General features: G+C 60.7%; 22 protein-coding genes. 13 read left to right on the top strand and 9 right to left on the bottom strand.

What is annotated here, in order from left to right:
- Window positions 1-7: 7 nt before the first annotated feature.
- The 3 genes from CKW09_RS10945 to CKW09_RS10935 form a co-directional block, all read right to left on the bottom strand.
- Window positions 8-1,789, bottom strand: a complete 1,782-nt coding sequence (locus tag CKW09_RS10945) for a GMC family oxidoreductase (protein WP_095097224.1) — start codon at window positions 1,787-1,789, stop codon at window positions 8-10.
- A 2-nt stretch (window positions 1,790-1,791) separates the two neighbouring features.
- Complete coding sequence (locus CKW09_RS10940; protein WP_061795477.1) at window positions 1,792-2,517, bottom strand: gluconate 2-dehydrogenase subunit 3 family protein; 726 nt, start codon at window positions 2,515-2,517, stop codon at window positions 1,792-1,794.
- Window positions 2,518-2,825: 308 nt separating this feature from the next.
- Window positions 2,826-3,494 carry a transglycosylase SLT domain-containing protein gene (locus CKW09_RS10935; protein WP_061795476.1) on the bottom strand — a complete coding sequence of 223 codons (669 nt, stop codon included), beginning with the start codon at window positions 3,492-3,494 and terminating at the stop codon, window positions 2,826-2,828.
- 109 nt (window positions 3,495-3,603) lie between these two features.
- On the opposite strand from CKW09_RS10935, the gene ghoS reads away from it, so the two are divergent.
- The 6 genes from ghoS (at window position 3,604) to CKW09_RS10905 (ending at window position 8,672) form a co-directional block, all read left to right on the top strand.
- On the top strand, window positions 3,604-3,903 hold the full coding sequence (gene ghoS, locus CKW09_RS10930) for a type V toxin-antitoxin system endoribonuclease antitoxin GhoS (RefSeq protein WP_061795475.1): 300 nt from the start codon (window positions 3,604-3,606) through the stop codon (window positions 3,901-3,903).
- A gap of 132 nt (window positions 3,904-4,035) precedes the next feature.
- Complete coding sequence (locus CKW09_RS10925) at window positions 4,036-4,980, top strand: metal ABC transporter substrate-binding protein (protein WP_095097221.1); 945 nt, start codon at window positions 4,036-4,038, stop codon at window positions 4,978-4,980.
- Window positions 4,977-5,867, top strand: a complete 891-nt coding sequence (locus tag CKW09_RS10920) for a manganese/iron ABC transporter ATP-binding protein (RefSeq protein WP_061795473.1) — start codon at window positions 4,977-4,979, stop codon at window positions 5,865-5,867. Before CKW09_RS10925 ends, CKW09_RS10920 begins: the two co-directional genes overlap by 4 nt.
- Window positions 5,867-6,727 (top strand): metal ABC transporter permease, encoded by an 861-nt coding sequence (locus CKW09_RS10915; protein WP_095097218.1) that lies wholly within the window; start codon window positions 5,867-5,869, stop codon window positions 6,725-6,727. Before CKW09_RS10920 ends, CKW09_RS10915 begins: the two co-directional genes overlap by 1 nt.
- Window positions 6,727-7,587 (top strand): metal ABC transporter permease, encoded by an 861-nt coding sequence (locus CKW09_RS10910; protein WP_095097215.1) that lies wholly within the window; start codon window positions 6,727-6,729, stop codon window positions 7,585-7,587. The genes CKW09_RS10915 and CKW09_RS10910 overlap by 1 nt, the downstream gene beginning before the upstream one ends.
- Before the next feature lie 215 nt (window positions 7,588-7,802).
- A complete protein-coding gene (locus CKW09_RS10905) occupies window positions 7,803-8,672 on the top strand; it encodes a fructosamine kinase family protein (protein WP_061795470.1) in 870 nt (289 codons plus the stop codon).
- 38 nt (window positions 8,673-8,710) lie between these two features.
- On the opposite strand, the gene CKW09_RS10900 is transcribed toward CKW09_RS10905, so the two are convergent.
- Complete coding sequence (locus CKW09_RS10900; RefSeq protein WP_061795469.1) at window positions 8,711-9,271, bottom strand: YniB family protein; 561 nt, start codon at window positions 9,269-9,271, stop codon at window positions 8,711-8,713.
- Window positions 9,272-9,505: 234 nt separating this feature from the next.
- On the opposite strand from CKW09_RS10900, the gene hxpB reads away from it, so the two are divergent.
- The 5 genes from hxpB to CKW09_RS10875 all read left to right on the top strand — a co-directional run bounded on the left by hxpB (window position 9,506) and on the right by CKW09_RS10875 (window position 14,408).
- On the top strand, window positions 9,506-10,171 hold the full coding sequence (gene hxpB / locus CKW09_RS10895) for a hexitol phosphatase HxpB (protein WP_061795468.1): 666 nt from the start codon (window positions 9,506-9,508) through the stop codon (window positions 10,169-10,171).
- 241 nt (window positions 10,172-10,412) lie between these two features.
- Window positions 10,413-11,249 (top strand): 5-dehydro-4-deoxy-D-glucuronate isomerase, encoded by an 837-nt coding sequence (kduI, locus tag CKW09_RS10890; RefSeq protein ID WP_061795467.1) that lies wholly within the window; start codon window positions 10,413-10,415, stop codon window positions 11,247-11,249.
- A gap of 60 nt (window positions 11,250-11,309) precedes the next feature.
- Window positions 11,310-12,071: a 2-dehydro-3-deoxy-D-gluconate 5-dehydrogenase KduD gene (gene kduD, locus CKW09_RS10885; RefSeq protein WP_061795530.1), complete on the top strand. Its 762-nt coding sequence runs from the start codon at window positions 11,310-11,312 to the stop codon at window positions 12,069-12,071.
- A 214-nt stretch (window positions 12,072-12,285) separates the two neighbouring features.
- Window positions 12,286-12,834, top strand: a complete 549-nt coding sequence (locus CKW09_RS10880; protein ID WP_061795466.1) for a metal-dependent hydrolase — start codon at window positions 12,286-12,288, stop codon at window positions 12,832-12,834.
- A gap of 182 nt (window positions 12,835-13,016) precedes the next feature.
- Window positions 13,017-14,408 carry an L-cystine transporter gene (locus CKW09_RS10875; protein WP_061795465.1) on the top strand — a complete coding sequence of 464 codons (1,392 nt, stop codon included), beginning with the start codon at window positions 13,017-13,019 and terminating at the stop codon, window positions 14,406-14,408.
- 63 nt (window positions 14,409-14,471) lie between these two features.
- Here CKW09_RS10875 and phnX read toward each other — a convergent pair whose 3' ends face one another.
- Complete coding sequence (gene phnX, locus CKW09_RS10870) at window positions 14,472-15,281, bottom strand: phosphonoacetaldehyde hydrolase (protein WP_095100126.1); 810 nt, start codon at window positions 15,279-15,281, stop codon at window positions 14,472-14,474.
- 8 nt (window positions 15,282-15,289) lie between these two features.
- The gene (gene phnW, locus CKW09_RS10865; protein WP_095100122.1) at window positions 15,290-16,393 is read right to left on the bottom strand and encodes a 2-aminoethylphosphonate--pyruvate transaminase; all 1,104 of its coding nucleotides are present in this window, start codon (window positions 16,391-16,393) and stop codon (window positions 15,290-15,292) included.
- Window positions 16,394-16,536: 143 nt separating this feature from the next.
- Here phnW and phnR point away from each other — a divergent pair, with 143 nt between their 5' ends.
- Entirely contained in the window at window positions 16,537-17,256 is a 720-nt protein-coding gene (gene phnR, locus CKW09_RS10860; protein ID WP_061795463.1) for a phosphonate utilization transcriptional regulator PhnR, read from the top strand.
- 87 nt (window positions 17,257-17,343) lie between these two features.
- On the opposite strand, the gene kdgR is transcribed toward phnR, so the two are convergent.
- Window positions 17,344-18,135: a DNA-binding transcriptional regulator KdgR gene (gene kdgR, locus CKW09_RS10855; RefSeq protein ID WP_061795462.1), complete on the bottom strand. Its 792-nt coding sequence runs from the start codon at window positions 18,133-18,135 to the stop codon at window positions 17,344-17,346.
- A 232-nt stretch (window positions 18,136-18,367) separates the two neighbouring features.
- Here kdgR and CKW09_RS10850 point away from each other — a divergent pair, with 232 nt between their 5' ends.
- The gene (locus CKW09_RS10850) at window positions 18,368-19,762 is read left to right on the top strand and encodes an MFS transporter (RefSeq protein WP_061795528.1); all 1,395 of its coding nucleotides are present in this window, start codon (window positions 18,368-18,370) and stop codon (window positions 19,760-19,762) included.
- Window positions 19,763-19,811: 49 nt separating this feature from the next.
- Here CKW09_RS10850 and htpX read toward each other — a convergent pair whose 3' ends face one another.
- Both htpX and prc read right to left on the bottom strand, forming a co-directional pair.
- Window positions 19,812-20,690 carry a protease HtpX gene (gene htpX, locus CKW09_RS10845; RefSeq protein WP_033638291.1) on the bottom strand — a complete coding sequence of 293 codons (879 nt, stop codon included), beginning with the start codon at window positions 20,688-20,690 and terminating at the stop codon, window positions 19,812-19,814.
- 303 nt (window positions 20,691-20,993) lie between these two features.
- Entirely contained in the window at window positions 20,994-23,042 is a 2,049-nt protein-coding gene (gene prc / locus CKW09_RS10840) for a carboxy terminal-processing peptidase (protein ID WP_061795461.1), read from the bottom strand.
- Window positions 23,043-23,044: the final 2 nt, after the last annotated feature.

Raw genomic sequence — 23,044 nt, 5'->3', positions numbered from 1 at the left:
GCCGTCCTTATGCCTGCACCAATGGGCCCGGGTTCTTCAGATACTGCTCGCGAATGGCGCGCGCAGACCAGTAAGCCAACGCGGCCACGGTGCCGGTCGGGTTGTAGCCCAGCCCCTGCGGGAAGGCCGATGCGCCGATCGAGAACACGTTGTGCACGTCCCAGCTCTGCAGATAGCGGTTCACCGCGCTGGTCTTCGGATCTTCCCCCATCACCGCGCCGCCGTTCATATGGGTGGTCTGGTAGCTGGTGGTGTCGAAGTGGCTGTTGGCGTTTTTCGGGCTGCCGGCGATCAGTTTCGGGTTCATCGCCTTGGCGATCGGCGCCATCTTGTCGTACATGAACTGCGCCATCTTGACGTCGTTTTCCTGCCAGTCGAAGGTCATGCGCAGCAGCGGCTGGCCAAACACGTTCTTGTAGTTGGGATCGAGGTCCAGATAGTTGTTGCGGTACGACTGATGCGCGCCATGGGCGTCCATCGAGATGTGGTGGGTATAGGCATCCGCCACCGCCGCCTTCCACTTGCTGCCCCAGGCCGGGGTGCCCGGCGGGGTCGGCAGGCCGGAGATCGGCTTGGTGCCCGCCTGGTTGACCCAGAACGGCGAACCGCCGACGAAGCCTTCTTTGGCGTGGTCGAAGTTGTCGGCGTTGAAGTCGTCCACGCCCACGCCGTTGCCGCCGGCGCCGATGAACGGGTTGGTGAACACGTCCTTATCGAAGAACGCCTTGATGGTGGTCATGTTCTGGTAGGCGAAATTGCGCCCGACCACCCCTTCGCCGGTCACCGGATCGTAAGGCTTGCCGATGCCCGACAGCAGCATCAGGTGCACGTTGTGGAACTGGAACGCGCCCAGGATCACCAGCTCGGCCGGCTGTTCGATTTCACGGCCCTGCGCGTCGATATAGTTAACCCCGGTGGCGCGGGACTTGTCGTCGGTCAGGTTGACCTTCAGCACGTTGGCGTTGGTGCGCAGCTCGAAGCGTTTCTCCATGCGCAGCGCCGGCAGAATGTTGACGTTCGGCGAAGCCTTGGAATACATGTAGCAGGCATAGCCGCTGCAGAAACCGCAGAAGTTGCATGGCCCCATCTGCGCGCCGTACGGGTTGGTGTACGAATCGGAGGTGTTGGCGGAAGGCAGGTTATAGGGATGATAGCCCACTTCCAGCGCCGCCTTCTCGAACAGCTGGGCGGAGAAGGTATTCTTCTGCGCCGGCAGCGGGAAATCGCTGGAACGGTCGGCCGCGAAGCGGTTGCCGCCCTTCTGCGCTACCTTCTGCCCCTTGATGGTCCAGGCGGTGCCGGAGGTGCCGAACACTTTTTCCGCCTTGTCGAAGAAGGGTTCCAGCTCGTCGTAGGTGACGCCGAAGTCCTGAATGGTCATGTCCTTCGGAATAAAGCCTTTGCCGTAGCGTTCTTCGTAGTGGCTGCGCATGCGCAGCTCGATCGGATCGACGCGGAAATGCACGCCGGACCAATGCAGCCCCGCGCCGCCCACGCCGGTGCCCGGCAGGAACGCCGCCAGCTGGCGGTAAGGCACCGCGGTCTGGCTGCCGTTGTGGCGAATGGTCACCGTGCTTTTCGACAGATCCTGGAACAGCTTGCGGCGGATGTTATAGGTCAGTTCGTCGATCACCTGCGGATACGAGCCGTCCGGGTAGGTGTCGCGCATCGGGCCGCGCTCCAGCGCCACTACGTTGAGACCGGCCTCGGTCAGCTCTTTGGCCATGATCGCGCCGACCCAGCCGAAGCCGACGATCACCGCGTCTACTTTTTTCATTACCGTTGCCATGGTTAGCCTCTCTCCCCACGAATTGATACCGGTGGGAAGGGATATCGCTCCCCTCGCTCAACCCAGTCCATAAAGTCGGCGCGCGCGCCGGGAAAATTAATCAGCTTCCAGCCGACCATGTCTTTATTGCCGCCATGGATCGGATCGCTGAAGAAACCTTCGCGGGCGTTTTGCAGCAGGTAAGAGAAAAACAGCTTGGCGGGCAGCTGGTCGAATTGCGCATCGCCGGACTCAAACTTCTGCAGCATGGCGTCTTGCTGCGCGGCGTCCAGCTCGGCAAACGGCTTGCCGGCGGTTTTTTTGCTGTAGGCGTCGGCGTCGGCGATGCCGAGGTTGTAAATCTGCTTCGGCACCAGCGGCAGCTGGTAGCCCATTTCCTTCGGCGCGTCCGGGTTGAACGGCCCCTGCATATACCAGATCGATCCGGTGGCGTACGGGGTGTTCATCTGGCGATCGATAAACTCCGGCACGCCGGCTTCCAGCGCGCCGGGGCCGCGCTCGTCGGCCGGGATCAGCCGCGCCACGGCCGCCTTGACGAACGCCCACTCTTCAGGGGTGAAGAAGGTCGGTTGGTAATCGGGGTGTTTTTCGGTGTCTGTTGCGGCAACCGCGGGGGCCGAGGCCGTCAGGGCGCTAACGCCGCTGCCGCCGATCACCGCCGCGGGAATTAAGGTCATCGATTTCAGCAGGAAATCGCGCCGTGAATTGTTAGTTTTATCGTCCGACATGTCACATTCCATCCAAAGATAATCACAACTATTTAACCTCAACCTTGCGGTCGATACGGGTTTTTAAAATAATTTGTTACTTATTTGTATATTTATTGAAGACCAGAATGTGAGCGACGGCAAAAATGTTACCGGTAACTTGCTGAATAAACGTAAAGATTTTGTCGTTAATGTAAATTTAACTTTTCGTGCGGTTTTTCAGGTAACAGGATGGGAAATAACAAGAAATGAGAGATGGGTCGCTATTTTGCCGGTGATTGAACCTAAAAACGGCCGCTTGAAGCGGCCGTTTCTTGCACTGGATGGGGTTACTGCGACATCGCCTGATAGGCGGTGGTCACCTTCCACAAATAGCGCGGCGCCTGCGGGGCCGGGTGCTTTTTCTGGATGTGCTGATAAAACTCATCCGGGCTCATCTGGTTGATGCGGTTCACCGCCACCCGCTTGTCGGACGAAAAGGTGCGCAGCATGGCGCCCGCGCCGTTGACATAAGAAACGATGGTCGCGTAACGCAGGGTCTGTGGGTTGTTGATCCCGGCTAGCTGCTGGCTTTGAAGAATATTGATATAGGCCGTTCCCAGATCAATATTGACCGCCGGATCCTTCAACTCGCGCGAGCTTGGCTGCCCGTTCCTTCCCTTCATCCGATAGGCGTCGCGCCCGGCGGTAGACGCCTTGAGCTGCATTAATCCCACCGCGTTCGAGGTGCTGACCACATTCGGGTTAAACCCCGACTCCACCTGAATAATCGCCTTAATCAAGGTTTCATCAACGCCATAGTTGCTGGCGGCCTGACGAATATAATCGTTATAGGCTACCGGCGTGCCCGTACGGTTTACCGGTGCCTGCGGCGGGGGCTGCTTTAGCCAACCGCCGCGCGGGGTGCCACTGCCTGAAATGGTACTTGCCGTTTGCGGGTCTTTGGCGCACCCCGACAAAAGCAGAATTGCCGTCAGACAACCTATTTTTGTTTTCACAGAATCCCTCACTCCTTTCAATGAGTTGCGTAGCATATACAACTTGTAAGGACGCCTGCATTAATTTTTTGGACTAATATCAAGCTATCCATATACCAAGAGGTGATTTATGAGTCAATCCGCAACAACGTGCTTTGTGGTGACTTTTCACTACCAGGAAGCAGGATTAACCGATTTGGCCAAACTGACCGGGCAATTGACCCGCGAAGGATTTGTCACGTCGGTGACAGACGAAAGTGGCGTTCACCACGAACTGGGCAGCAACAGTTTTGGTTTTATAACCGTGTTGAATCAAGAAGATGTGCAACAGCTGGCCCAGGGCCTCGGGCAGGTTGCCCTGGGAAAAACGCCGGAGGTGGAGATCTTCACCTATGATGACTACGTTAAGCGGTTACATACGGATACATAAAATGCTATAACTCACCTGACGGTATCATTTTTTTCAGTTGGGGAAATAACCTGCCGTCAACCTGCAGGTGACGCTTGACTTTGCTCTAATTGATATTGATAATCATTTTCATTTGAGCCAGGAGATGTCACCATGCTATTGAAAAGTTGTGCCTTTCCCCCTAGTCGCCCGCCGCGCACCGCGGCTGTTTTTCGCCCTTTCGCCCTGCTGTGCCTGTTGCTGAGCGCCGCGCTGGTCAGCCAAACCGCGTTGGCGGAGAAAAAGCTGCGGGTGGTGACCACCTTCACCATTATTCAGGACATCGCGCAGAACGTCGCGGGCGACGCCGCAGTGGTCGAATCCATCACCAAACCGGGCGCCGAGATCCACGATTACCAGCCGACGCCGCGCGATATCGTCAAGGCGCAGCACGCCGACCTGATCCTGTGGAACGGCATGAACCTGGAACGCTGGTTCCAGCGTTTCTTCGAAAACATCAAACAGGTGCCGGCGGCGGTGGTGACCGACGGCATTACCCCGCTGCCGATCCGCGAAGGCCCGTACAACGGCAATCCGAACCCGCACGCCTGGATGTCGCCGAGCAACGCGCTGGTGTATATCGAAAACATCCGTAAAGCGCTGGTGCAGCACGATCCGGCCAATGCGGAAATCTACAACCGCAACGCCAAGGCCTACGCCGCCAGGATAGGCGCGCTGGACGCACCGCTGCGCGAACGCCTGTCGCGTATTCCGGCGGCCCAGCGCTGGCTGGTCACCAGCGAAGGCGCCTTCAGCTATCTGGCGAAGGATTATGCGCTGAAAGAAGTGTATCTGTGGCCGATCAACGCCGATGAGCAGGGGTCGCCACAGCAGGTGCGCCGGGTGATCGACGCGGTGCGCGCCCACAGTATTCCGGTGGTGTTCAGCGAGAGCACCATTTCCGACAAGCCGGCCAGGCAGGTGGCCAAAGAAACCGGCGCCAAATACGGCGGCGTGCTGTATGTCGACTCGCTGTCGGCCCAGGGCGGCCCGGTACCGACCTATATCGATCTGCTCAAGGTCACCGTAGAAACCATCGCTAAAGGATTCAATCAATGAGCACCGAGGTTTTTGTTCGCCCTGAGCTGAGCGTGGACGACGTGACCGTGACCTACAACAATGGCCATACCGCGATCCACAACGCCAGCTTCAGCCTCAGCGGCGGCTCGATCTGCGCGCTGGTCGGCGTCAACGGCAGCGGCAAGTCGACGCTGTTCAAAAGCATCATGGGGCTGGTCCGCCCCACCGCCGGGCGGGTGCTGCTAAGCGAAAGGCCGGTGGCGGACGCGCTGAAGAAAAACCTGATCGCCTACGTGCCGCAAACCGAGGACGTCGACTGGAACTTTCCGGTGCTGGTGGAAGACGTGGTGATGATGGGCCGCTACGGCAAGATGAACTTTCTGCGCATTCCCTCGAGGGAAGATCGGCTGCGGGTCGACAAGGCGCTGGAGCGCGTCGGCCTGAGCGATCTGCGCACCCGGCAGATCGGCGAGCTGTCCGGCGGCCAGAAGAAGCGCGTGTTTCTGGCGCGGGCGCTGGCGCAGCAGGGCACGGTGCTGCTGCTCGACGAGCCCTTCACCGGGGTTGACGTCAAGACCGAAAACGCCATTATCGACCTGCTGCGGGCGCTGCGCGACGAAGGCCACCTGATCCTGGTCTCTACCCACAACCTCGGCAGCGTACCGGAATTCTGCGACCGGGTGATCCTGATCAACCGCACGGTGCTGGCCGCCGGCCCGACCGAAACCACCTTCACCCAGAGCAACCTGGAGCAGGCGTTCGGCGGCGTGCTGCGCCATATCAACCTGTCCGGGCCGGACCTGCATGACGACAACGATCCGCGCACCGTCACGGTGCTGACCGATGACGAGCGGCCGGCGGTGTTCTATGGCCACACCAAGAGCGATCCGCCGACGCAAAGCCAGCAAAAGGAGAAACAACCCTGATGCTGGAACTTCTGCTGCAACCCTTCAGCTACAACTACATGGTGAAAGCCATCTGGGTCAGCGCCATCGTCGGCGCCGCCAGCGCGTTCCTGTCGGCCTACCTGATGCTGAAAGGCTGGTCGCTGATGGGCGATGCGCTGTCGCATTCGGTGGTGCCCGGCGTGGCCGGCGCCTATGCCCTCGGCCTGCCCTACGCCGCCGGCGCCTTCTTCACCGGCATGCTGGCGGCGCTGGCGATGACGCTGGTGCGCCACGTCACCCGACTGCGGGAAGATGCGATCATCGGCTTCATCTTCTCCACCTTCTTCGCCGTCGGCCTGCTGATCGTCTCGCTCAACCCGACCTCGGTCAACGTGCAGTCGATCATTTTCGGCAATATCCTCGGCATCGCCGACGAAGACGTGCTGCAGGTCGAGATCATCATCGGCGTTTCTCTGCTGATCCTCTGCCTGGTGTGGAAAGACCTGCTGGCGGTGTTCTTTGACGAAAGCCACGCGGTGTCGATCGGCCTGTCGCCGCTGCGGCTGAAGATCCTGTTCTTCACCCTGCTCAGCGCCTGCACCGTGGCGGCGCTGCAAACCGTCGGCGCCATCCTGGTGATCGCCATGGTGATCACCCCGGGGGCGACCGCCTACCTGCTGACCGACCGTTTCAGCCGCTTGGTGATCATCGCCATCGTTATCGGCTCGCTGACCAGCGGCATCGGCGCCTACCTGAGCTTCTTCCTCGACGGCGCCACCGGCGGCGTGATTGTCACCCTGCAGACCCTGGTATTCCTGGCGGCGTTCTTCTTTGCGCCCAAGCACGGCCTGCTGGCGTCCAAACGCCGCGTAGCGCGCGAACACACCGGAGGCCACTGATGGAAAACCTGTATCAACTGCTCAGCGAGCCTTTCGCCTACCCGTTTATGCAGCGGGCGATTATCGCCGCCATCGTGACCGGCGTGGTATGCGCGGTGCTGTCTTGCTATCTGGTGCTCAAGGGCTGGTCGCTGATGGGCGACGCCATCTCGCACGCGGTGTTGCCCGGCATCGTGGTGGCGTTCGTGGTCGGCATTCCCTTGGCCATCGGCGCGTTTCTCTCCGGCATTTTCTGCGCGGTGGCCACCGGCTACCTGAAAGAAAACAGCCGGGTGAAGGAAGATACGGTGATGGGCATCGTCTTCTCCGGCATGTTCGCCTTCGGGCTGGTGCTGTTTTCGCGTATCGATACCGATCAACACCTGAGCCATATCCTGTTCGGCAACATGCTGGGCATCACCGACGGCGAGCTGAAGCAAACGTTGGCGATCGCCGGCATCACCCTGGCGGTGGTGCTGCTGAAGCGCAAAGACTTTATGCTTTACTGCTTCGATCCCCATCATGCGCGGGTGATTGGCCTGCCGGTGAAAGCGCTGCATTACGGGCTGCTGTGCCTGCTGGCGATGACCATCGTCGCCTCGCTGCAGGCGGTGGGGGTGATTCTGGTGATCGCCATGCTGATAGCCCCGGGAATTATCGCCTTTATGCTGTGCCGCAGCTTCGACCGCATGCTGATCGCCGCGACGGTCGTTTCGGTTATCTCCTGCGTGCTCGGCACGTTGATCAGTTTCCACATCGACGGCGCCACCGGCCCCTGCATCGTTATCGTTCAGGCGATTTTCTTTGTTATCGCTCTGTTTTACAGCAAGTTACGCACGTTACAGCGTCACCAAAATCCGCTGGTTAGCCGCAAGTCCTGATGGCGCCGCAGCGGCGGGTTCCCGCCTCAGCCGCTGCGCGCCCCGCCAACCGCGACCAGAGTTGCGCGTAAAACAATCAATAAGGTATATACTTTGTGCAGGCGCGCTGATGAAAAAATCGCCGCCCGTTGGCGCCAGCTGTGCGCCACGTCGAGTTTTCACCCAGGGAAAGACGCTAACCTAATGAATTCACAGGCAGCACAGAGGGGGATACCATGTGGCAAGCCGTTAGCCGTCTGTTAAGTGAACATCTTGGCAGCGCAGAGATCCGCGAAAGGACTGAACTGCCCGGGGGAGACATTCACCCGGCGTGGCGCGTGAGTTACGGTGATAGCGAGGTGTTTGTGAAATGCGACGCCCGCGAACAACTGCCGATTTTTACCGCCGAGGCCGACCAGCTGGCGCTGCTGGCGCGCAGCAAGACCGTGCGGGTGCCGGAGGTGTACGGCGTCGGCAGCGACCGCGACTACAGCTTCCTGCTGCTGGAGTATCAGCAGCTCAAACCCCTCGACGCCCATGGCGCCTATTGTCTCGGCCAGCAGTTGGCGCACCTGCATCAGTGGAGCGAACAGCCGCAGTTCGGCCTCGATTTCGACAACGACCTGACCACGACCCCGCAGCCCAATGCCTGGCAGCGCCGCTGGTCGGAGTTTTTCGCCGAACAGCGCATCGGTTGGCAGCTGCAGCTGGCGGCGGAAAAAGGCATGACCTTCGGTGATATCGAGGAGATAGTCGATTTGGTGTACCTGCGGCTGCAGCACCACCAGCCGCAGCCCTCCCTGCTGCACGGCAATCTGTGGCCGGCCAACTGCGGCATGACGGCCGACGGCCCGATCCTGTTCGATCCGGCCAGCTACTGGGGCGATCGGGAGTGCGATCTGGCGATGCTGCCGCTGTACCCGGAACTGCCGCCGCAGATATACGACGGCTATCAAAGCGTTTGGCCGCTGGAAAGCGGGTTTATCGATCGCCAGCCGCTGTATCAGCTGTATTACCTGCTCAACCGCAGCAACCTGTTTGGCGGCCAGCATCTGGTCATCGCGCAGCGCGCGGTCGATGCGCTGCGGCAGCAGGAAACGCAGTAAAGCGCGACGGGGCGCCGTTGGCGCCCCGTCGCGGGTGATCAGGCCGCGCCGGCCAGTTGCCCGAGCAAGCGGATCACGAACCAGGCGACCACCGCAATGACCACCGGCAAGATATACAGCGGGAAATACTGCAGGAAAATGCTGTGGTGCGGCAGCGTGATGCGCGCTTCAAGCTGCTCGCGGGTATGCCCTTCGCTGCCCTTGGCCTGCTCCAGAATCATCTGGTCCTCCAGCCCTTCGCGGATGAACTTCACCTGGCGCGACATGCGCGCGCCGGAGGCACGCAGCGCCAGCCCAACGAAGATCAGAAAATAAATGATGATGAACATCAGATTGGCGCCGCTGAACAGGCTTTTATCCACGTCGGGCACCGGCGAGTTGTACCAGAAGAGGTTAAGGAATGGCGTATTGAAGCGCACCATGTCCACCATCACGTGCACGAAATCCAGCATCACCGCGTTGATGCCCTTGGTTTTTTCACTGTGCTGATAAACAAACCCCAGCAGCGAAATCAGCGTCGACAGCAACGCCGGGATAAAAACCACCCACCCGAGAATGCGTTTCACAATGGCGATGCGCCCGGCCTGTTGATACGTCATGTGTTCCCCTTGTTAGCGACGTAACCTAATCGGCTAAGTCTACCTGTAGTTGGCAAGACTCGCCCACCGTTTTCTTTACTTCGGCTGTGCCACCCGCCTGGCCAGAGAATTCGAAATCAACCGCTTACCCGCAACCGCAACCGCACCGCCAAAAGCGTTATGCCATTTGAACCCACCGGTGTCGATGCTAAAGTAACGGGCACATTCACCGGCATCGGCAGGAGTTCACCGTTAATGGCCTATTCGCAACGCATTGAAACCGCAATTTTTGATATGGACGGCTTGTTGATCGACTCGGAGCCGCTGTGGCTGCAGGCCGAATTGGACATATTCGGCGCGCTGGGGCTGGATCTTTCCGATCGCCACAAGCTGCCGGACACCCTGGGCCTGCGCATCGATTTGGTGGTGAAGATGTGGTACCAGGCGATGCCGTGGCAAGGCCCGTCGCTGGAACAGGTTTCCGCGCGCATCATCGAGCGTGCCATCGAGCTGGTGCATGAAACGCGTCCGCTGCTGCCCGGCGTGCGCCAGGCGCTGGAGCTGTGCCGCAGCCAGGGTCTGAATATCGGCCTGGCCTCCGCCTCGCCGCTGCATATGCAGCAGCAGGTGTTGAAGATGTTTGATTTGGCAGGCTACTTCGATCAGCTGGTGTCCGCCGAATATCTGCCCTACAGCAAGCCGCATCCGGAAGTGTACCTGATCGCCGCCGAACGCCTGGGCAGCGATCCGCTGCGCTGCGTCACGCTGGAGGACTCGTTCAACGGCATGATCGCCACCAAGGCGGCGCGCATGCGCTCCATCGTCATTCCGGCCGCCGAATACCGGCAGGACCCGCGCTGGGCGCTGGCGGACCACCGGCTGGACAGCCTGGAGCAGTTGACCCCCGAGTACTTCGCCTGATCCCGCGGCGCCGGCCGGCGCCGCCTCCCTCTCCCTGCTCGCCCCTTCATTTTCAGAAAAAAGACTTACGTCAAAAAATAAATAAAACATTATTTCATTTTTATTGAATTAGCATGCCGAGGCCTCTATGCTGAAGGCAACAGGAAAGCGCCGGGCGGCGGGAGGCCGTTGTCACTGCCACGCAGCGCCGCCGGTTGCCCGGTTGCTTTCCCTACACACCTTCACTCTGAGAGGCATTGCGATGGACGTCCGTCAAAGCATTCACAGCGATCACGCCAAACAACTCGACACCGCCGGCCTGCGCCGTGAGTTTCTGATTGAAAAAATATTCGAAGCCGATACCTACACCATGACCTACAGCCATATCGACCGCATCATCGTCGGCGGCATCATGCCGATCGGCAAAGCGGTCAGCATCGGCGGTGAAGTGGGCAAACAGCTGGGCGTCAGCTATTTTCTGGAGCGGCGCGAACTGGGCGCGATCAACATCGGCGGCGCCGGCAAGATTGTCGTCGACGGCGAAAGCTACGAAATCGGCCCGGAAGAGGCGCTGTATGTCGGCCAGGGCGCCAAAGAGGTCGAATTCAGCAGCCTGGATCCGGCCAGGCCGGCCAAGTTCTATTACAACAGCGCACCGGCCCACACTCACTACCCCAACAAAAAAATCACCCTGGCCGAGGCTTCGCCGCAGACGCTGGGCGATGACGCCACCAGCAATCGCCGCACCATCAACAAGTTTATCGTGCCGGACGTGCTGCCGACCTGCCAGCTCACCATGGGCCTGACCAAGCTGGCGGAGGGCAACCTGTGGAACACCATGCCGTGCCACACCCATGAACGCCGCATGGAGGTCTATTTCTACTTCGATATGGACGACGAAACCGCGGTATTCCACATGATGGGCCAGCCGCAGGAAACCCGGCATCTGCTGGTGCACAACGAGCAGGCGGTGATCTCGCCGAGCTGGTCGATCCACGCCGGCGTCGGCACCAAGCGATACACCTTTATCTGGGGCATGGTGGGCGAAAACCAGGTATTTGGCGACATGGACCACCTCGCCGTCAGCGAACTGCGCTGATCTCCTTTTCCCCGATAACCGGCCGCACGGCGCCTTGCCGTGCGGTGAGAGAGCATGGCTATGATCCTTGATTCCTTCGACTTAAGCGGCAAAGTGGCGCTGGTGACCGGCTGCGATACCGGGCTCGGCCAGGGCATGGCGGTGGGCCTGGCGCAGGCCGGCTGCGACATTATCGGCGTCAACCGCAGCAACCCGCAGCAGACCCGAGAGCAGGTGCGCGCGCTAGGCCGCCGTTTCCTCAGCCTGAATGCCGATCTGAGCAGCATCGCGGTGATCCCGCCGCTGATCGAGCAGGCGGTGGCCGAATTCGGCCGCATCGATATTCTGGTGAACAACGCCGGCATTATTCGCCGCGAAAACGCCATCGATTTCAGCGAAAAGGACTGGGACGATGTGATGAACCTGAATATCAAGACGCTGTTCTTTATGGCGCAGGCGGTGGCGCGGCAGTTTATCCGCCAGGGCGGCGGCGGCAAGATCATTAATATCGCCTCGATGCTGTCCTACCAGGGCGGCATCCGCGTGCCCTCTTATACCGCCTCCAAGAGCGCGGTGATGGGCGTGACGCGCCTGCTGGCCAACGAATGGGCGCAGCACGGCATCAACGTCAACGCCATAGCGCCGGGCTATATGGCCACCAACAACACGCAGCAGCTGCGCGCCGATGAAGAACGCAATCAGGAGATCCTCGAGCGCATTCCCGCCGGGCGCTGGGGTCTGCCGCAGGATATGGGGGGGCCGGCGGTGTTTTTGGCGTCGGCGGCCTCGGACTATGTCAACGGCTACACGCTGGCGGTCGACGGCGGCTGGCTGGCACGCTGAAAATACGCCGTCTGGCGACGCCGCTTCGAGCCCTGCATGCAGGGCTTTTTTATTTGCGCGACGCCAAAAACGGCCACGCGTTAGTCAACGGAGTAACAACCTGTTGTAAATCCGGGGAAAATAAACAATTGGTTACAGGGTAACTGCTTCCACTACTGGGAATTTTCCCATATACTGGATAAATTAACAGTTTACCAGCCGGAATAGCAACAGCATGACCGCGGAAGGACACCTTATATTCTCTGTCGCTTGCGCGATCTTCGCCAAGAAGGCCGAGGTCACCCCGGAACTGGCCACCGGCGACTGGTGGCACATCATCCCGGCCGCGCTGCTGACTTCGCTGCTGCCCGATATCGATCACCCCAAATCGGTGCTGGGCCAGCGCCTGCGCTGGATAGCCATTCCCATCGCCCGCGCCTTCGGCCACCGCGGCTTCACCCACAGCCTGCTGGCGATCGCCGGCGGCATGGCGCTGTTCCAACTGGACGTGCCGCGCAGCTGGCCCATCCCACCCGACGTGTTGCACGCCATGATCATCGGTTATTTCAGCCACCTGCTGGCCGATATGCTCACCCCCGCCGGCGTGCCGCTGCTGTGGCCCTGCCGCTGGCGTTTTCGCCTGCCGCTGCTGAATTCGCAAAAAGGCAATCAGCTGGAGCGCGCCCTGTGCCTTTGCCTGGTCGCCTTCGCCATCTATTGGCAAGGCGGATGCACCATCCCGGTGCAATCGTATTTCGAGCAGATAAAAAATATCAAACTGTGATCGCGATCGCCGACTAATTAATCATCAGAAAGAATATTAATTAAACAAATATAAACAAAAAGCTATATCAAATTCCATTTGGATATAAGTAGGCCATTCACCAAACTGTTAGGATATTGGCATCGCTACAGGCTGGTGCGTAGCCATTTTTATATAAGAAAAGATTATTGGAGACATTGGGGATGAATCTTCCGCTCGTAATTAACGTGGTGGTCTTTGTCGCCCTCCTTTTGCTGTTGGCGCAAACTCGCCACAAGCAATGGAGCCTGGCGAAAAAAGTATTGGTCGGTCTGGCGATCGGCGTGGTGTTCGGTCTGGCGCTGCAGCTGGTATACGGCTCCGACAACCCGGTACTGAAAGAGTCCATCAGCTGGTTCAACATCGTCGGCAACGGCTATGTGCAACTGCTGCAAATGATCGTGATGCCTTTGGTGTTCGCCTCGATCCTGAGCGCGGTCGCCAAGCTGCATAACGCGTCGTCGTTGGGCAAAATCAGCTTCCTGACCATCGGTACCCTGCTGTTCACCACGCTGATTTCAGCGCTGGTCGGCGTGCTGGTGACCAACCTGTTCGGCCTGACCGCCGAAGGCCTGGTGCAGGGCGCGCAGGAAAGCGCGCGTCTGTCGGCGATCCAGAGCAACTACGTGGGCAAACTGGCCGACCTGACCGTACCGCAGATGGTGCTGTCCTTTATTCCCAAAAACCCGTTCGCCGACCTGACCGGCGCCAGCCCGACCTCGATCATCAGCGTAGTGATCTTCGCCACCTTCCTCGGCGTGGCCTCGCTGCAGCTGCTGAAAGACGACAAGCCGAAAGGCGAGCGCGTGCTGGTGGCTATCGATACCCTGCAGGCCTGGGTAATGAAGCTGGTTCGCCTGGTGATGAAGCTGACCCCGTACGGCGTGCTGGCGCTGATGACCAAAGTGGTCGCCGGCTCCAACATCCACGACATCGTCAAGCTCGGCAGCTTCGTGATCGCGTCCTACCTCGGTCTGGCGATCATGTTTGCGGTACACGCCGCGCTGCTGGCCTTTACCGGCGTCAACCCGATGAAGTTCTTCCGCAAGGTATGGCCGGTCATCACCTTCGCCTTCACCAGCCGCTCCAGCGCCGCCAGCATTCCGCTGAACGTTGAGGCGCAGACTCGCCGTCTGGGCGTGCCGGAATCCATCGCCAGCTTCTCGGCTTCGTTCGGCGCCACTATCGGCCAAAACGGTTGCGCGGGCCTGTACCCGGCGATGCTGGCGGTGATGGTTGCGCCGACCGTCGGCATCAACCCGCTGGATCCGGTGTGGATCGCCACCCTGGTCGGCATCGTCACCATCAGCTCCGCCGGCGTGGCCGGCGTTGGCGGCGGCGCCACCTTCGCCGCGCTGATCGTGCTGCCGGCGATGGGCCTGCCGGTCACGCTGGTCGCCCTGCTGATTTCGGTCGAACCGCTGATCGACATGGGCCGCACCGCGCTGAACGTCAACGGCTCCATGGCTGCCGGCACCATCACCAGCCAGCTGATGAAGCAGACCGACAAAGCCATTATGGACAGCGAAGACGAAGTGGAACTGGCGCACCGCTAAGCCCGCGTCTGCCGAAATAAAAAACCGGGGCCATCCCCGGTTTTTTATTGCCTGCAAATAACGCTATGGCCGCTCGCCCGCCGCCAACCGCCGGTTGATATCGGCGATCACCCCCGGCAGCTGCACCAGCGTATCGATCACGTAGTGCGCACCCGCCGCGTACAGTTTGTCCGCCGCCGCCGCACGCCGCCGTTCCACCTCCGCCGCCGCCATCCGCCGGTACTCCCGCAGGCTGGCGCCAAATTCGTTGCCGGACACCGCCAGGCCAACGCTCCACATGCCGGCGTTCAGCCCCTCGGCGATGCCGGGCAGCGCATCGTCCACCTTCACGCAGTGCGCCACCGCATCGACGCCCAGGGCTATCATGTTTTGCAGCGCCATCCAGGGGCCAGGGCGGCCGCCGGCGGCCAGATCGTCGGTCGCCACCCAATAATCCGGCGCGTAGCCGCGCGCCGCCGCCGCCGGCGCCAGCACCTCCATCACCGCCCGCGGGTAGCCGGAACAGGAACCGATCTTGACGCCCTGTTCGCGCAGCCCGGCAATCACCTGCGGCACGCCGTCGATCGGATCGGCGAAATCGGCCACTTTGGCTTGCTGCAGCGGCATAAAGGCCTGATACAGCGCGTCGATGTCCTGCCGGCTCATCGAACGCCCCAGCCGTCGCCGCCAGCGTTCATCCACCGCCGCCAGCTTGCCCAGCGCCTCAATGTGCTGCCACTTCCCCAGCCCCATCGGAATGCGCGCTTCCGCCAGGCTGATGTCGATATCGAAGGTCTGTTTGAACGCCTCGACAAAAATCTGCGTCGGCGCGAAGGAGCCGAAATCCACCGTAGTGCCGGCCCAGTCGAGAACCACTGCGTTAATCTTGTTCATGCTCATCCTTACCGCTCCCAGTACATCGCCTGCCCGACCGCGGCCAGCAAACGTTCGATATCCTGCAGGTAAATCTCGCCGATGTTGCCGATGCGGAAGCAGTCGCTTTGCGACACCTTGCCGGGGTAAATCACGAACCCCTGCTGCTTCAGCCGCCGATAGAACTCGGCGAAGCGGTAGGTTGGCGCCTGCGGGGAATGAAACGCGGTGATGATCGGCGAATGCAGCGCATCATCCAGCAGAGGGGCAAAGCCCAGGCCGCGCATGCCCGCCACCAGCCGCCGCTGATTGGCCTGATAACGCCGGTGGCGCGCCGCGACGCCGCCCTCCTGCTCCAGCTCGCGCAGCGCCTGCGCAAAGGCCAGCACCGTGTGGGTCGGCGAGGTGAAACGCCATTTGCCGCCATGGTCCTCCATGCAGCGCCACTGCGCATACAGGTCCAGCGACAGCGAGCGCGAGCGACCGGCGCACTTCTCCAGCTCGCGGCGGCGCGCGATGACGAAGGCGAAGCCCGGCACGCCTTGAATGCATTTGTTGGCGGAGCTGATCAGGAAGTCGATGCCGAGCGCGTCCACGTCCAGCGGGATGCCGCCAAAGCTGCTCATGGCGTCGACGATAAAGGTTTTGCCGTTGCGCGCCGCCAGCCCGGCCACCTTCTGCAGCGGGTTAAGCATGCCGGTGGTGGTCTCACAGTGCACCATGGCGATATGGCTGATGCGCGCGTCGCTTTTCAGCACCGCCTCCAGCGCCGCGACGTCGGGTTCGTTCACCTCGCCGCAGTCAAAGACCCGATGCCCGATATCCATCAGCCGCGCCATTTCGGCCATGCGCGCGCCGTAGGCGCCGTTATTGACGATCAGCAGCTTGTCCTGCGGGCCGATGACCGTGCCCAACACGCCCTCCACCGCGAAGCTGCCGCTGCCCTGCAGCAGCACCGCGGTGTAACCGGCGGATTGCGTCGCCAGCGCCACCAGCTGCCGGCGAATGCTCTGCACCACGCCGAGGTTATAGTCTTCATCCCAGGTGCAGCTGTCGAACAGCATCGCCTGTTTCACCCCGTCGGAGGTGGTCAGCGGACCGGGAGTTAACAGCAGGTAGTTACGATCGGACATGTTTTTCACCAATTGGTCTATACCAGATGGCGATGATTGTGGCGGTAAATTCGCCCCCGGGTCAAACGGCAAAGCGCGGTGAAACAAAAAATTCATCAGCGGATGTATAATAGGCGCGTGCCGGAATGCCATAGCGAGATGAAATGAAACAACATCAGGGCGAGATGCCCCACTACCTGCAGATCAAGGATCAGCTCCAGGCGCGCATCAGCCGCGGCGCACTGCAGGCCGGCGACAAGCTGCCTTCGGAGCGCGAACTGTGCGCCCTCTTCTCCACCACCCGCGTCACCATCCGCGAGAGCCTGGCGCAGCTGGAGGCCACCGGCGTCATTTATCGCGCCGATCGCCGCGGCTGGTTTGTCACGCCGGCGCGGCTATGGCTGGATCCCACCCAGAACACCAACTTCCACAGGCTGTGCCAGGAACAGGGGCGCACGCCGCGCACCGCGCTGTTGTCCGCCGAGCGAACCAGGGTGCCGCCCGAGGTGATGCCGCCGCTGGCGCTAGAGCCATTCGATCACATCTACCTGCTGCGTCGGGTGCGTTACGCCGATGAGCGCGCCATCTGCTATTGCGAAAACCACTGCCTGCCGCAGCGGGTACCGGAACTGCTCGGCCGGGATCTCAACGGCAGCCTGACCGAGATCTATCAGCAGCACTACGGTCTGATCTACAGCAGTATGCACCTGTCGTTCTATCCGACCGCCTTGCCTTACGGCGCCGCCCGCGCGCTGGGAGCCATGGTCGGGCTGCCGGCACTGCTGCTGCGCCGGCTGAACTACGACCAGCACGGCCGCATTCTCGACTTCGATATCGAATACTGGCGCCACGACAGCCTGCGCATCGAGGTCGATACGCTGTAGCGCTTGCGCGCGCCATTGGCCGGGGCAAAAAAAACCGACGCGCCGTGGGTTACGGGGCGTCGGCGGTATCTTGAACGGCTCTGCCGGTCAGAACGGGTAGTCGTGGTAACCCTGCTGCTCGGAAATGTTGCGCGCGGCGGTATGCAGCCGCTTCACGTAATCGGCCTTGGCGTCTTCGGAGAAACGCAGCGTCGGGAACGAGATGCTCAGCCCGGCGGTCACCACGCCAAAGCGGTCGAACACCGGCACCGCGATGCAGCGCAGCCCTTCCTCCTGCTCTTCCACATCCTCGCCAAAGCCCTGCGCGCGCACCTGTTCCAGCACCGGCAACAGTTCGGCGGCGCTGCCCAGGGTATGCGCGGTGCTGCGGGTGAACTCGACCTGCGACAGGATCTCGTCCACCTCCGCGCGATCGCGCCAGGCCAGCAGCACCTTGCCGATCGCGGTGCTGTGCAGCGGGTTGCGGCGGCCGATGCGCGAATACATGCGCAAATTGTACATCGAGTCGATTTTATGGATATAGACGATGCTGTCTTCATCCAGCGCCCCGAGGTGAATGGTTTCGCGGGTATGGTTTGACAGCTCGCGCATCTGGACGTCGGCGCTGCGGATCAGATCGACGTTTTGCAGCGACTTGGCGCCCAGTTCAAACAGCTTCAGCGTCAGCGCATACTTTTCCGACTCGCCTTCCTGCGACACATAGCCCAGCGATTTCATGGTCTGCAGAAAACGGTAGACGGTGCTCTTGGACATCATCACCCGCTGGGAAAGCTCGGTAATGCCAATCTCGCGCTCGTCGCCGAGCGCCTGCAGGATACCGAACACCTTCATTACTGATGAAACAGAATCCGGCTGTTTGTCTGTATCGGTGATAGCCATGGTAAATATCCTACGCTGCTGTTTCTGTTTTAAGAAATTTGAACACGGGTTTCAGTATAAGCGGAACGCCCAACGCCGCGCAATGCGCGGGCCGGATAAATGCCTGAGGTTAAATGGATAAACCGCCATCGGCTAACCGGCGCTTACAATTATCCGCATAATGGGCATGCAATCGCAGACCAAGATGATTAGCATGGTAATACTCCCCCGGATTAACACCTTCGAGACCAACATGCGTTCTTGTACCGACGGCCTCCCCGTCCCGCAGCGCTATGGCGCCATTCTCGCCATCGCCCTGGGCATCACCGTTTCCGTACTCGACGGCGCCATCGCCAACGTGGCGCTGCCGACCATCGCCCGCGACCTTAACGCCAGCCCGGCCAGCTCCATCTGGGTGGTCAACGCCTATCAGTTGGCGATCACCATCTCGCTGCTGTCGCTGGCCTCGCTCGGCGACCTGGTCGGCTACCGCCGCATCTACCAGGCCGGCCTGCTGGTATTCAGCATCACCTCGCTGTTCTGCGCCCTGTCCGATTCGCTGGTCACCCTGACCATCGCCCGGGTGCTGCAGGGCTTTGGCGCCGCGGCCATCATGAGCGTCAACACCGCGCTGATCCGCATTATTTATCCGCAGCGCTTCCTCGGCCGCGGCATGGGCATCAATTCGCTGATCGTGGCCTTTTCCTCGGCGGCCGGGCCGACGGTGGCGGCGGCTATCCTGTCGGTGGCCTCCTGGCAATGGCTGTTCGCCATCAACCTGCCGATCGGCATCGTCGCGCTGCTGCTGGGCATGAAGTTCCTGCCGGCCAATAGCCAGAAAAGCAGCAATCAACGCTTCGATCCCACCAGCGCGTTGCTGAACGCCCTGACCTTTGGCCTGCTGATCACCGCCATCAGCGGTTTTGCCCAGGGCCAAAGCCTGGCGCTGATCTTCGGCGAGATCGCCGCGCTGCTGGCGATTGGCGGGGTCTTCGTCCGCCGTCAACTGCGTCAACCGTTCCCGCTGCTGCCGGTCGATCTGCTGCGCATTCCGATCTTCGCCCTGTCGATGGGCACCTCAGTCTGTTCATTCGCCGCGCAGATGCTGGCGATGGTGTCGCTGCCGTTCTTTTTGCAGAGCACGCTGGGGCGCGACGAGGTGGCCACCGGGCTGCTGCTGACGCCGTGGCCGCTGGCGATTATCGTGATGGCCCCCATCGCCGGCCGGCTGGTAGAACGCGTGCACGCCGGGCTGCTGGGCTGTATCGGGCTGGCGGCGTTCGCGCTGGGGCTGTTCCTGCTGGCGCTGCTGCCGGACCGCCCGTCCGATCTGGACATCATCTGGCGCATGGCGCTGTGCGGCGCCGGCTTTGGGCTGTTCCAGTCGCCCAATAACCACACCATTATCTCCGCCGCGCCGCGCAACCGCAGCGGCGGCGCCAGCGGCATGCTCGGCACCGCCCGCCTGCTGGGGCAAACCTCAGGCGCGGCGCTGGTGGCGCTGATGTTCAATCTGTTCCCCAGCGCCGGCACCCACGCTTCGTTGATCCTGGCGGGCGTATTCGCCAGCCTGGCGGCGGCGGTAAGCAGCCTGCGCATCACTCAGCCGCGGGCGCAGCCGGCCGAAGCCCCTCAGCAAAGCAAATAGCGGCGATAAAAAAACCCCGGCAAGCCGGGGTTTTTTCACGTTTGGGCGATTATTTCAGGTACTGGCCGGAACGCAGCGCTTCGATGCGCTTGTCGAGCGGCGGGTGCGACATGAACAGCTCGCTGAACGACTTGGATTTGCCGTTGATGCAGAACGCCATCATGCTGCCCGCTTCCTGCGGCTCATAGCTGGTTTTCAGACGCTGCAGCGCGGCGATCATTTTCTCGCGGCCCACCAGCTTGGCGGAGCCGGCGTCGGCGTAGAACTCGCGGTGGCGCGAGAACCACATGGTGATAATGCTGGCCAGGATACCGAACACCAGTTCCAGCACCATCGACACCGCAAAATAGATCATCGGGTTGCCGTTGCCTTCCCCTTCGCCGTCGCGGTTGCCCAGGAAGCCGGCGGCCACCTGCGCGATCAACCGCGAAATGAAGATAACGAAGGTGTTCACGATGCCCTGGATCAGCGTCATGGTCACCATATCGCCGTTGGCGACGTGGCTGATCTCATGCGCAATGACCGCCTCCGCTTCGTCGCGGCTCATGCTCTGCAGCAGGCCGGTGCTGACGGCGACCAACGAGGCGTCGCGGCGCGCGCCGGTGGCGAAGGCGTTAATGTCCGGTGCGTGATAGATGGCCACCTGCGGCATGGCGATGCCCGCCTGCTGCGACTGACGGCGCACCGTTTCCAGCAGCCAGTTTTCGGTTTCATTACGCGGCTGTTCAATCACCTCTCCGCCAACGGAGCGCAGCGCCATCCATTTGGACATCAGCAGCGACACGAAAGCGCCGCCGAAGCCGAACAGACCGGCCATGATCATCAGGCCCTGAACGCTACTGGATTGGATTCCTGTCAGGCTGAGCACCAGCCCGAAAACCAACATCACCGCCAGGTTGGTGAGCAGGAACAGAGCTATACGCATCATAAAATGGTTACTTCCTCATAAATGTTAACAAAACGCGGTTGCCGATACCCTAGATCGTATGGGCATTCGTCACAGTTTCAAGAGTTGCGCGCCATTAACCTACTAAAAATACGAAACTTTACAAAAACGGCGCGCCATCGGGGTTCGGCAAATTGTAAACGATTGTTGCGCCTTGCGGCGGGTTTTTTAGCAAAAAATCCGCCGCGCGCTTCAGCCGGGTCGGCGACAGCGTCGGGCAGTTCAATCCCGCCGCCATAAAAAAACGCACCCGAAGGTGCGTTTTTAGCGGTAAATCCCGCGGCCTTACTTGACGGCCGCCGGTTGCTGGGCCGGCTGGGCCTTTTCTATATGGGCCAGATCCAGCGCTATGTGCACGGTTTCATCCAGGTAAGGATCCGGTTCCTGGTAATCCTTCGGCAGATCGTCCAGCGACTTCAGCGGTTTTTTGCCGGCGCGCTGCAGGCGATCGTTGATGCGCTGCAGGCGGGTCGCGTCGTCATCGTGGTTCTCTTTCTCGCGAACCGCCAGATTGAGCGACACGATGTTGCGTTTGTCCTTCAGCGCCTTGTAATGCGCGATGTCCTGCGCAATGTACTGGAACTCGGGATCTTTGGCGATGCGCTGCTGGTGATCCTTCAGCAGTTCAGGTTCGAACGCCGCCGTATCGCCGGTTTTGGTATAGGTGGCCGCGTTGATGCTGTCCCACGGCATGGCGTTGTCTTCAAACGCCTCGCCGGTTTCCGCCGGATCGACGCCGGTCGGCATCAGAATGTCCGGGGTCACCCCTTTACGCTGGGTGCTGCCGCCGTTGACGCGGTAGAACTTCTGGATGGTGTACTGCACCGAACCCAGCGCCGGCCATTCGGGACGCAGCATCTGATCGTAAATGCGGTTGAGCGAACGGTACTGCTGTACGGTGCCCTTGCCGAAGGTCGGCTCGCCGACGATCAGCGCGCGGCCGTAATCCTGCATCGCCGCCGCGAAAATCTCGGAGGCGGAGGCGCTGAAGCGGTCAACCAGCACCACCAGCGGGCCTTTATAGTAGGTCACGCCGTCGGTGTCGGCGTCTTCACGCACTTTACCGTTGTTGTCGCGCACCTGCACCACCGGGCCGCTCGGAATGAACAGGCCGGACAGCGAAACCGCTTCGGTCAGCGCGCCGCCGCCGTTGGTGCGCAGATCGATGATCACGCTCTTGACGTTTTGCTTGGCCATCTTCTGCAGCTGAACTTTCACATCATCGGTCAGCCCCACGTAGAAGCCCGGGATGTCGAGCACCGCCACCTTCTCTTTGCCGACGCTCTTGATGGTCATTTTCACCGCGCGGTCTTCCAGGCGGATGCGCTCGCGCGTCAGGGTGACCACGCGGGTTTTGGTGCCTTTGCCGGCCGGCAGGATCTCCAGACGCACCTTGCTGCCCTTCGGCCCCTTGATCAGGGACACCACGTCGTCCAGACGCCAGCCGATAACGTCCACCATGCCTTTGCCCGCCTGGCCGACGCCGACAATGCGGTCACCCACGGTGATCGCCTTGCTCTTCGCCGCCGGGCCGCCCGGCACCATGGAGTTGATCAGGGTGTAGTCGTCGTCCATCTGCAGCACCGCGCCGATGCCTTCCAGCGACAGGCTCATCTCGGTATTGAACTGCTCGGTATTGCGCGGGGACAGATAGTTGGTGTGCGGGTCGATTTCATGCGCGAAGGCATTCATCGCCAGCTGGAACACGTCTTCGCTGTTGCCCTGCGTCAGGCGCTTGATGGCGAACTGATAGCGCTTGGTCAGGGTGTCGCGGATTTCTTTTTCGGTCTTGCCGGTCAGCTTGAGGTTCAGCTCGTCATAGGTGACTTTCGCGTCCCACAGGCTGTCCAGCTCCGCCTTGTCTTTCGGCCACGGCGCTTTGCTGCGGTCGAGATCGATAGTGCCGTTGCCGGTGAAATTCATAGGCTTCGCCAGCAGCGACAACGCATAGGTATAACGCTCAAAACGGCGTTTCTGTGCCAGATTGTACAGCGCGTAAAACGTATCCAGCTTGCCGTTTTTCAGCTCTTCGCCCACCTGGGTTCTTCTGTCGGCGAACTGCGCCACGTCGGAGGCCAACAGCACGTTATGGCTGTAATCCAGCATATTCAGGTAACGATCGAAGATCTTGCCCGAAAAGTCGGCGTCCAGGGCAAACTGGCGATAATGAGAGCGAGTGAAGCGCGAGGTAACGCGCTCACTCACGGTAGCGTGCTGAGGTTCCTGATGCAGCTGAGGCAGTTGATCGAGGCGGATGTTGGCTGTTTCCGCTCCGTAACTGACACCCGCCCACAACAGGCTCGCGACCGCCGTTAATCTGACAAATTTGTTCATGC

The organism is Serratia ficaria, assembly GCF_900187015.1.
GTDB classification, from domain to species: Bacteria; Pseudomonadota; Gammaproteobacteria; order Enterobacterales; family Enterobacteriaceae; genus Serratia; species Serratia ficaria.
This window is presented reverse-complemented; position numbering and strand designations above follow the sequence as displayed.

Coding starts and splice junctions, on each gene's coding strand:
- CKW09_RS10875 (WP_061795465.1), top strand. CDS start 13,017: ATGAATCTTCCGCTCGTAATTAACGTGGTGGTCTTTGTCGCCCTCCTT.
- kdgR (WP_061795462.1), bottom strand. CDS start 18,135: ATGGCTATCACCGATACAGACAAACAGCCGGATTCTGTTTCATCAGTA.
- kduI (WP_061795467.1), top strand. CDS start 10,413: ATGGACGTCCGTCAAAGCATTCACAGCGATCACGCCAAACAACTCGAC.
- CKW09_RS10850 (WP_061795528.1), top strand. CDS start 18,368: ATGCGTTCTTGTACCGACGGCCTCCCCGTCCCGCAGCGCTATGGCGCC.
- htpX (WP_033638291.1), bottom strand. CDS start 20,690: ATGATGCGTATAGCTCTGTTCCTGCTCACCAACCTGGCGGTGATGTTG.
- CKW09_RS10945 (WP_095097224.1), bottom strand. CDS start 1,789: ATGGCAACGGTAATGAAAAAAGTAGACGCGGTGATCGTCGGCTTCGGC.
- CKW09_RS10920 (WP_061795473.1), top strand. CDS start 4,977: ATGAGCACCGAGGTTTTTGTTCGCCCTGAGCTGAGCGTGGACGACGTG.
- CKW09_RS10900 (WP_061795469.1), bottom strand. CDS start 9,271: ATGACGTATCAACAGGCCGGGCGCATCGCCATTGTGAAACGCATTCTC.
- phnW (WP_095100122.1), bottom strand. CDS start 16,393: ATGTCCGATCGTAACTACCTGCTGTTAACTCCCGGTCCGCTGACCACC.
- CKW09_RS10925 (WP_095097221.1), top strand. CDS start 4,036: ATGCTATTGAAAAGTTGTGCCTTTCCCCCTAGTCGCCCGCCGCGCACC.
- phnX (WP_095100126.1), bottom strand. CDS start 15,281: ATGAACAAGATTAACGCAGTGGTTCTCGACTGGGCCGGCACTACGGTG.
- CKW09_RS10915 (WP_095097218.1), top strand. CDS start 5,867: ATGCTGGAACTTCTGCTGCAACCCTTCAGCTACAACTACATGGTGAAA.
- phnR (WP_061795463.1), top strand. CDS start 16,537: ATGAAACAACATCAGGGCGAGATGCCCCACTACCTGCAGATCAAGGAT.
- prc (WP_061795461.1), bottom strand. CDS start 23,042: ATGAACAAATTTGTCAGATTAACGGCGGTCGCGAGCCTGTTGTGGGCG.
- CKW09_RS10905 (WP_061795470.1), top strand. CDS start 7,803: ATGTGGCAAGCCGTTAGCCGTCTGTTAAGTGAACATCTTGGCAGCGCA.
- CKW09_RS10910 (WP_095097215.1), top strand. CDS start 6,727: ATGGAAAACCTGTATCAACTGCTCAGCGAGCCTTTCGCCTACCCGTTT.
- CKW09_RS10940 (WP_061795477.1), bottom strand. CDS start 2,517: ATGTCGGACGATAAAACTAACAATTCACGGCGCGATTTCCTGCTGAAA.
- hxpB (WP_061795468.1), top strand. CDS start 9,506: ATGGCCTATTCGCAACGCATTGAAACCGCAATTTTTGATATGGACGGC.
- kduD (WP_061795530.1), top strand. CDS start 11,310: ATGATCCTTGATTCCTTCGACTTAAGCGGCAAAGTGGCGCTGGTGACC.
- ghoS (WP_061795475.1), top strand. CDS start 3,604: ATGAGTCAATCCGCAACAACGTGCTTTGTGGTGACTTTTCACTACCAG.
- CKW09_RS10880 (WP_061795466.1), top strand. CDS start 12,286: ATGACCGCGGAAGGACACCTTATATTCTCTGTCGCTTGCGCGATCTTC.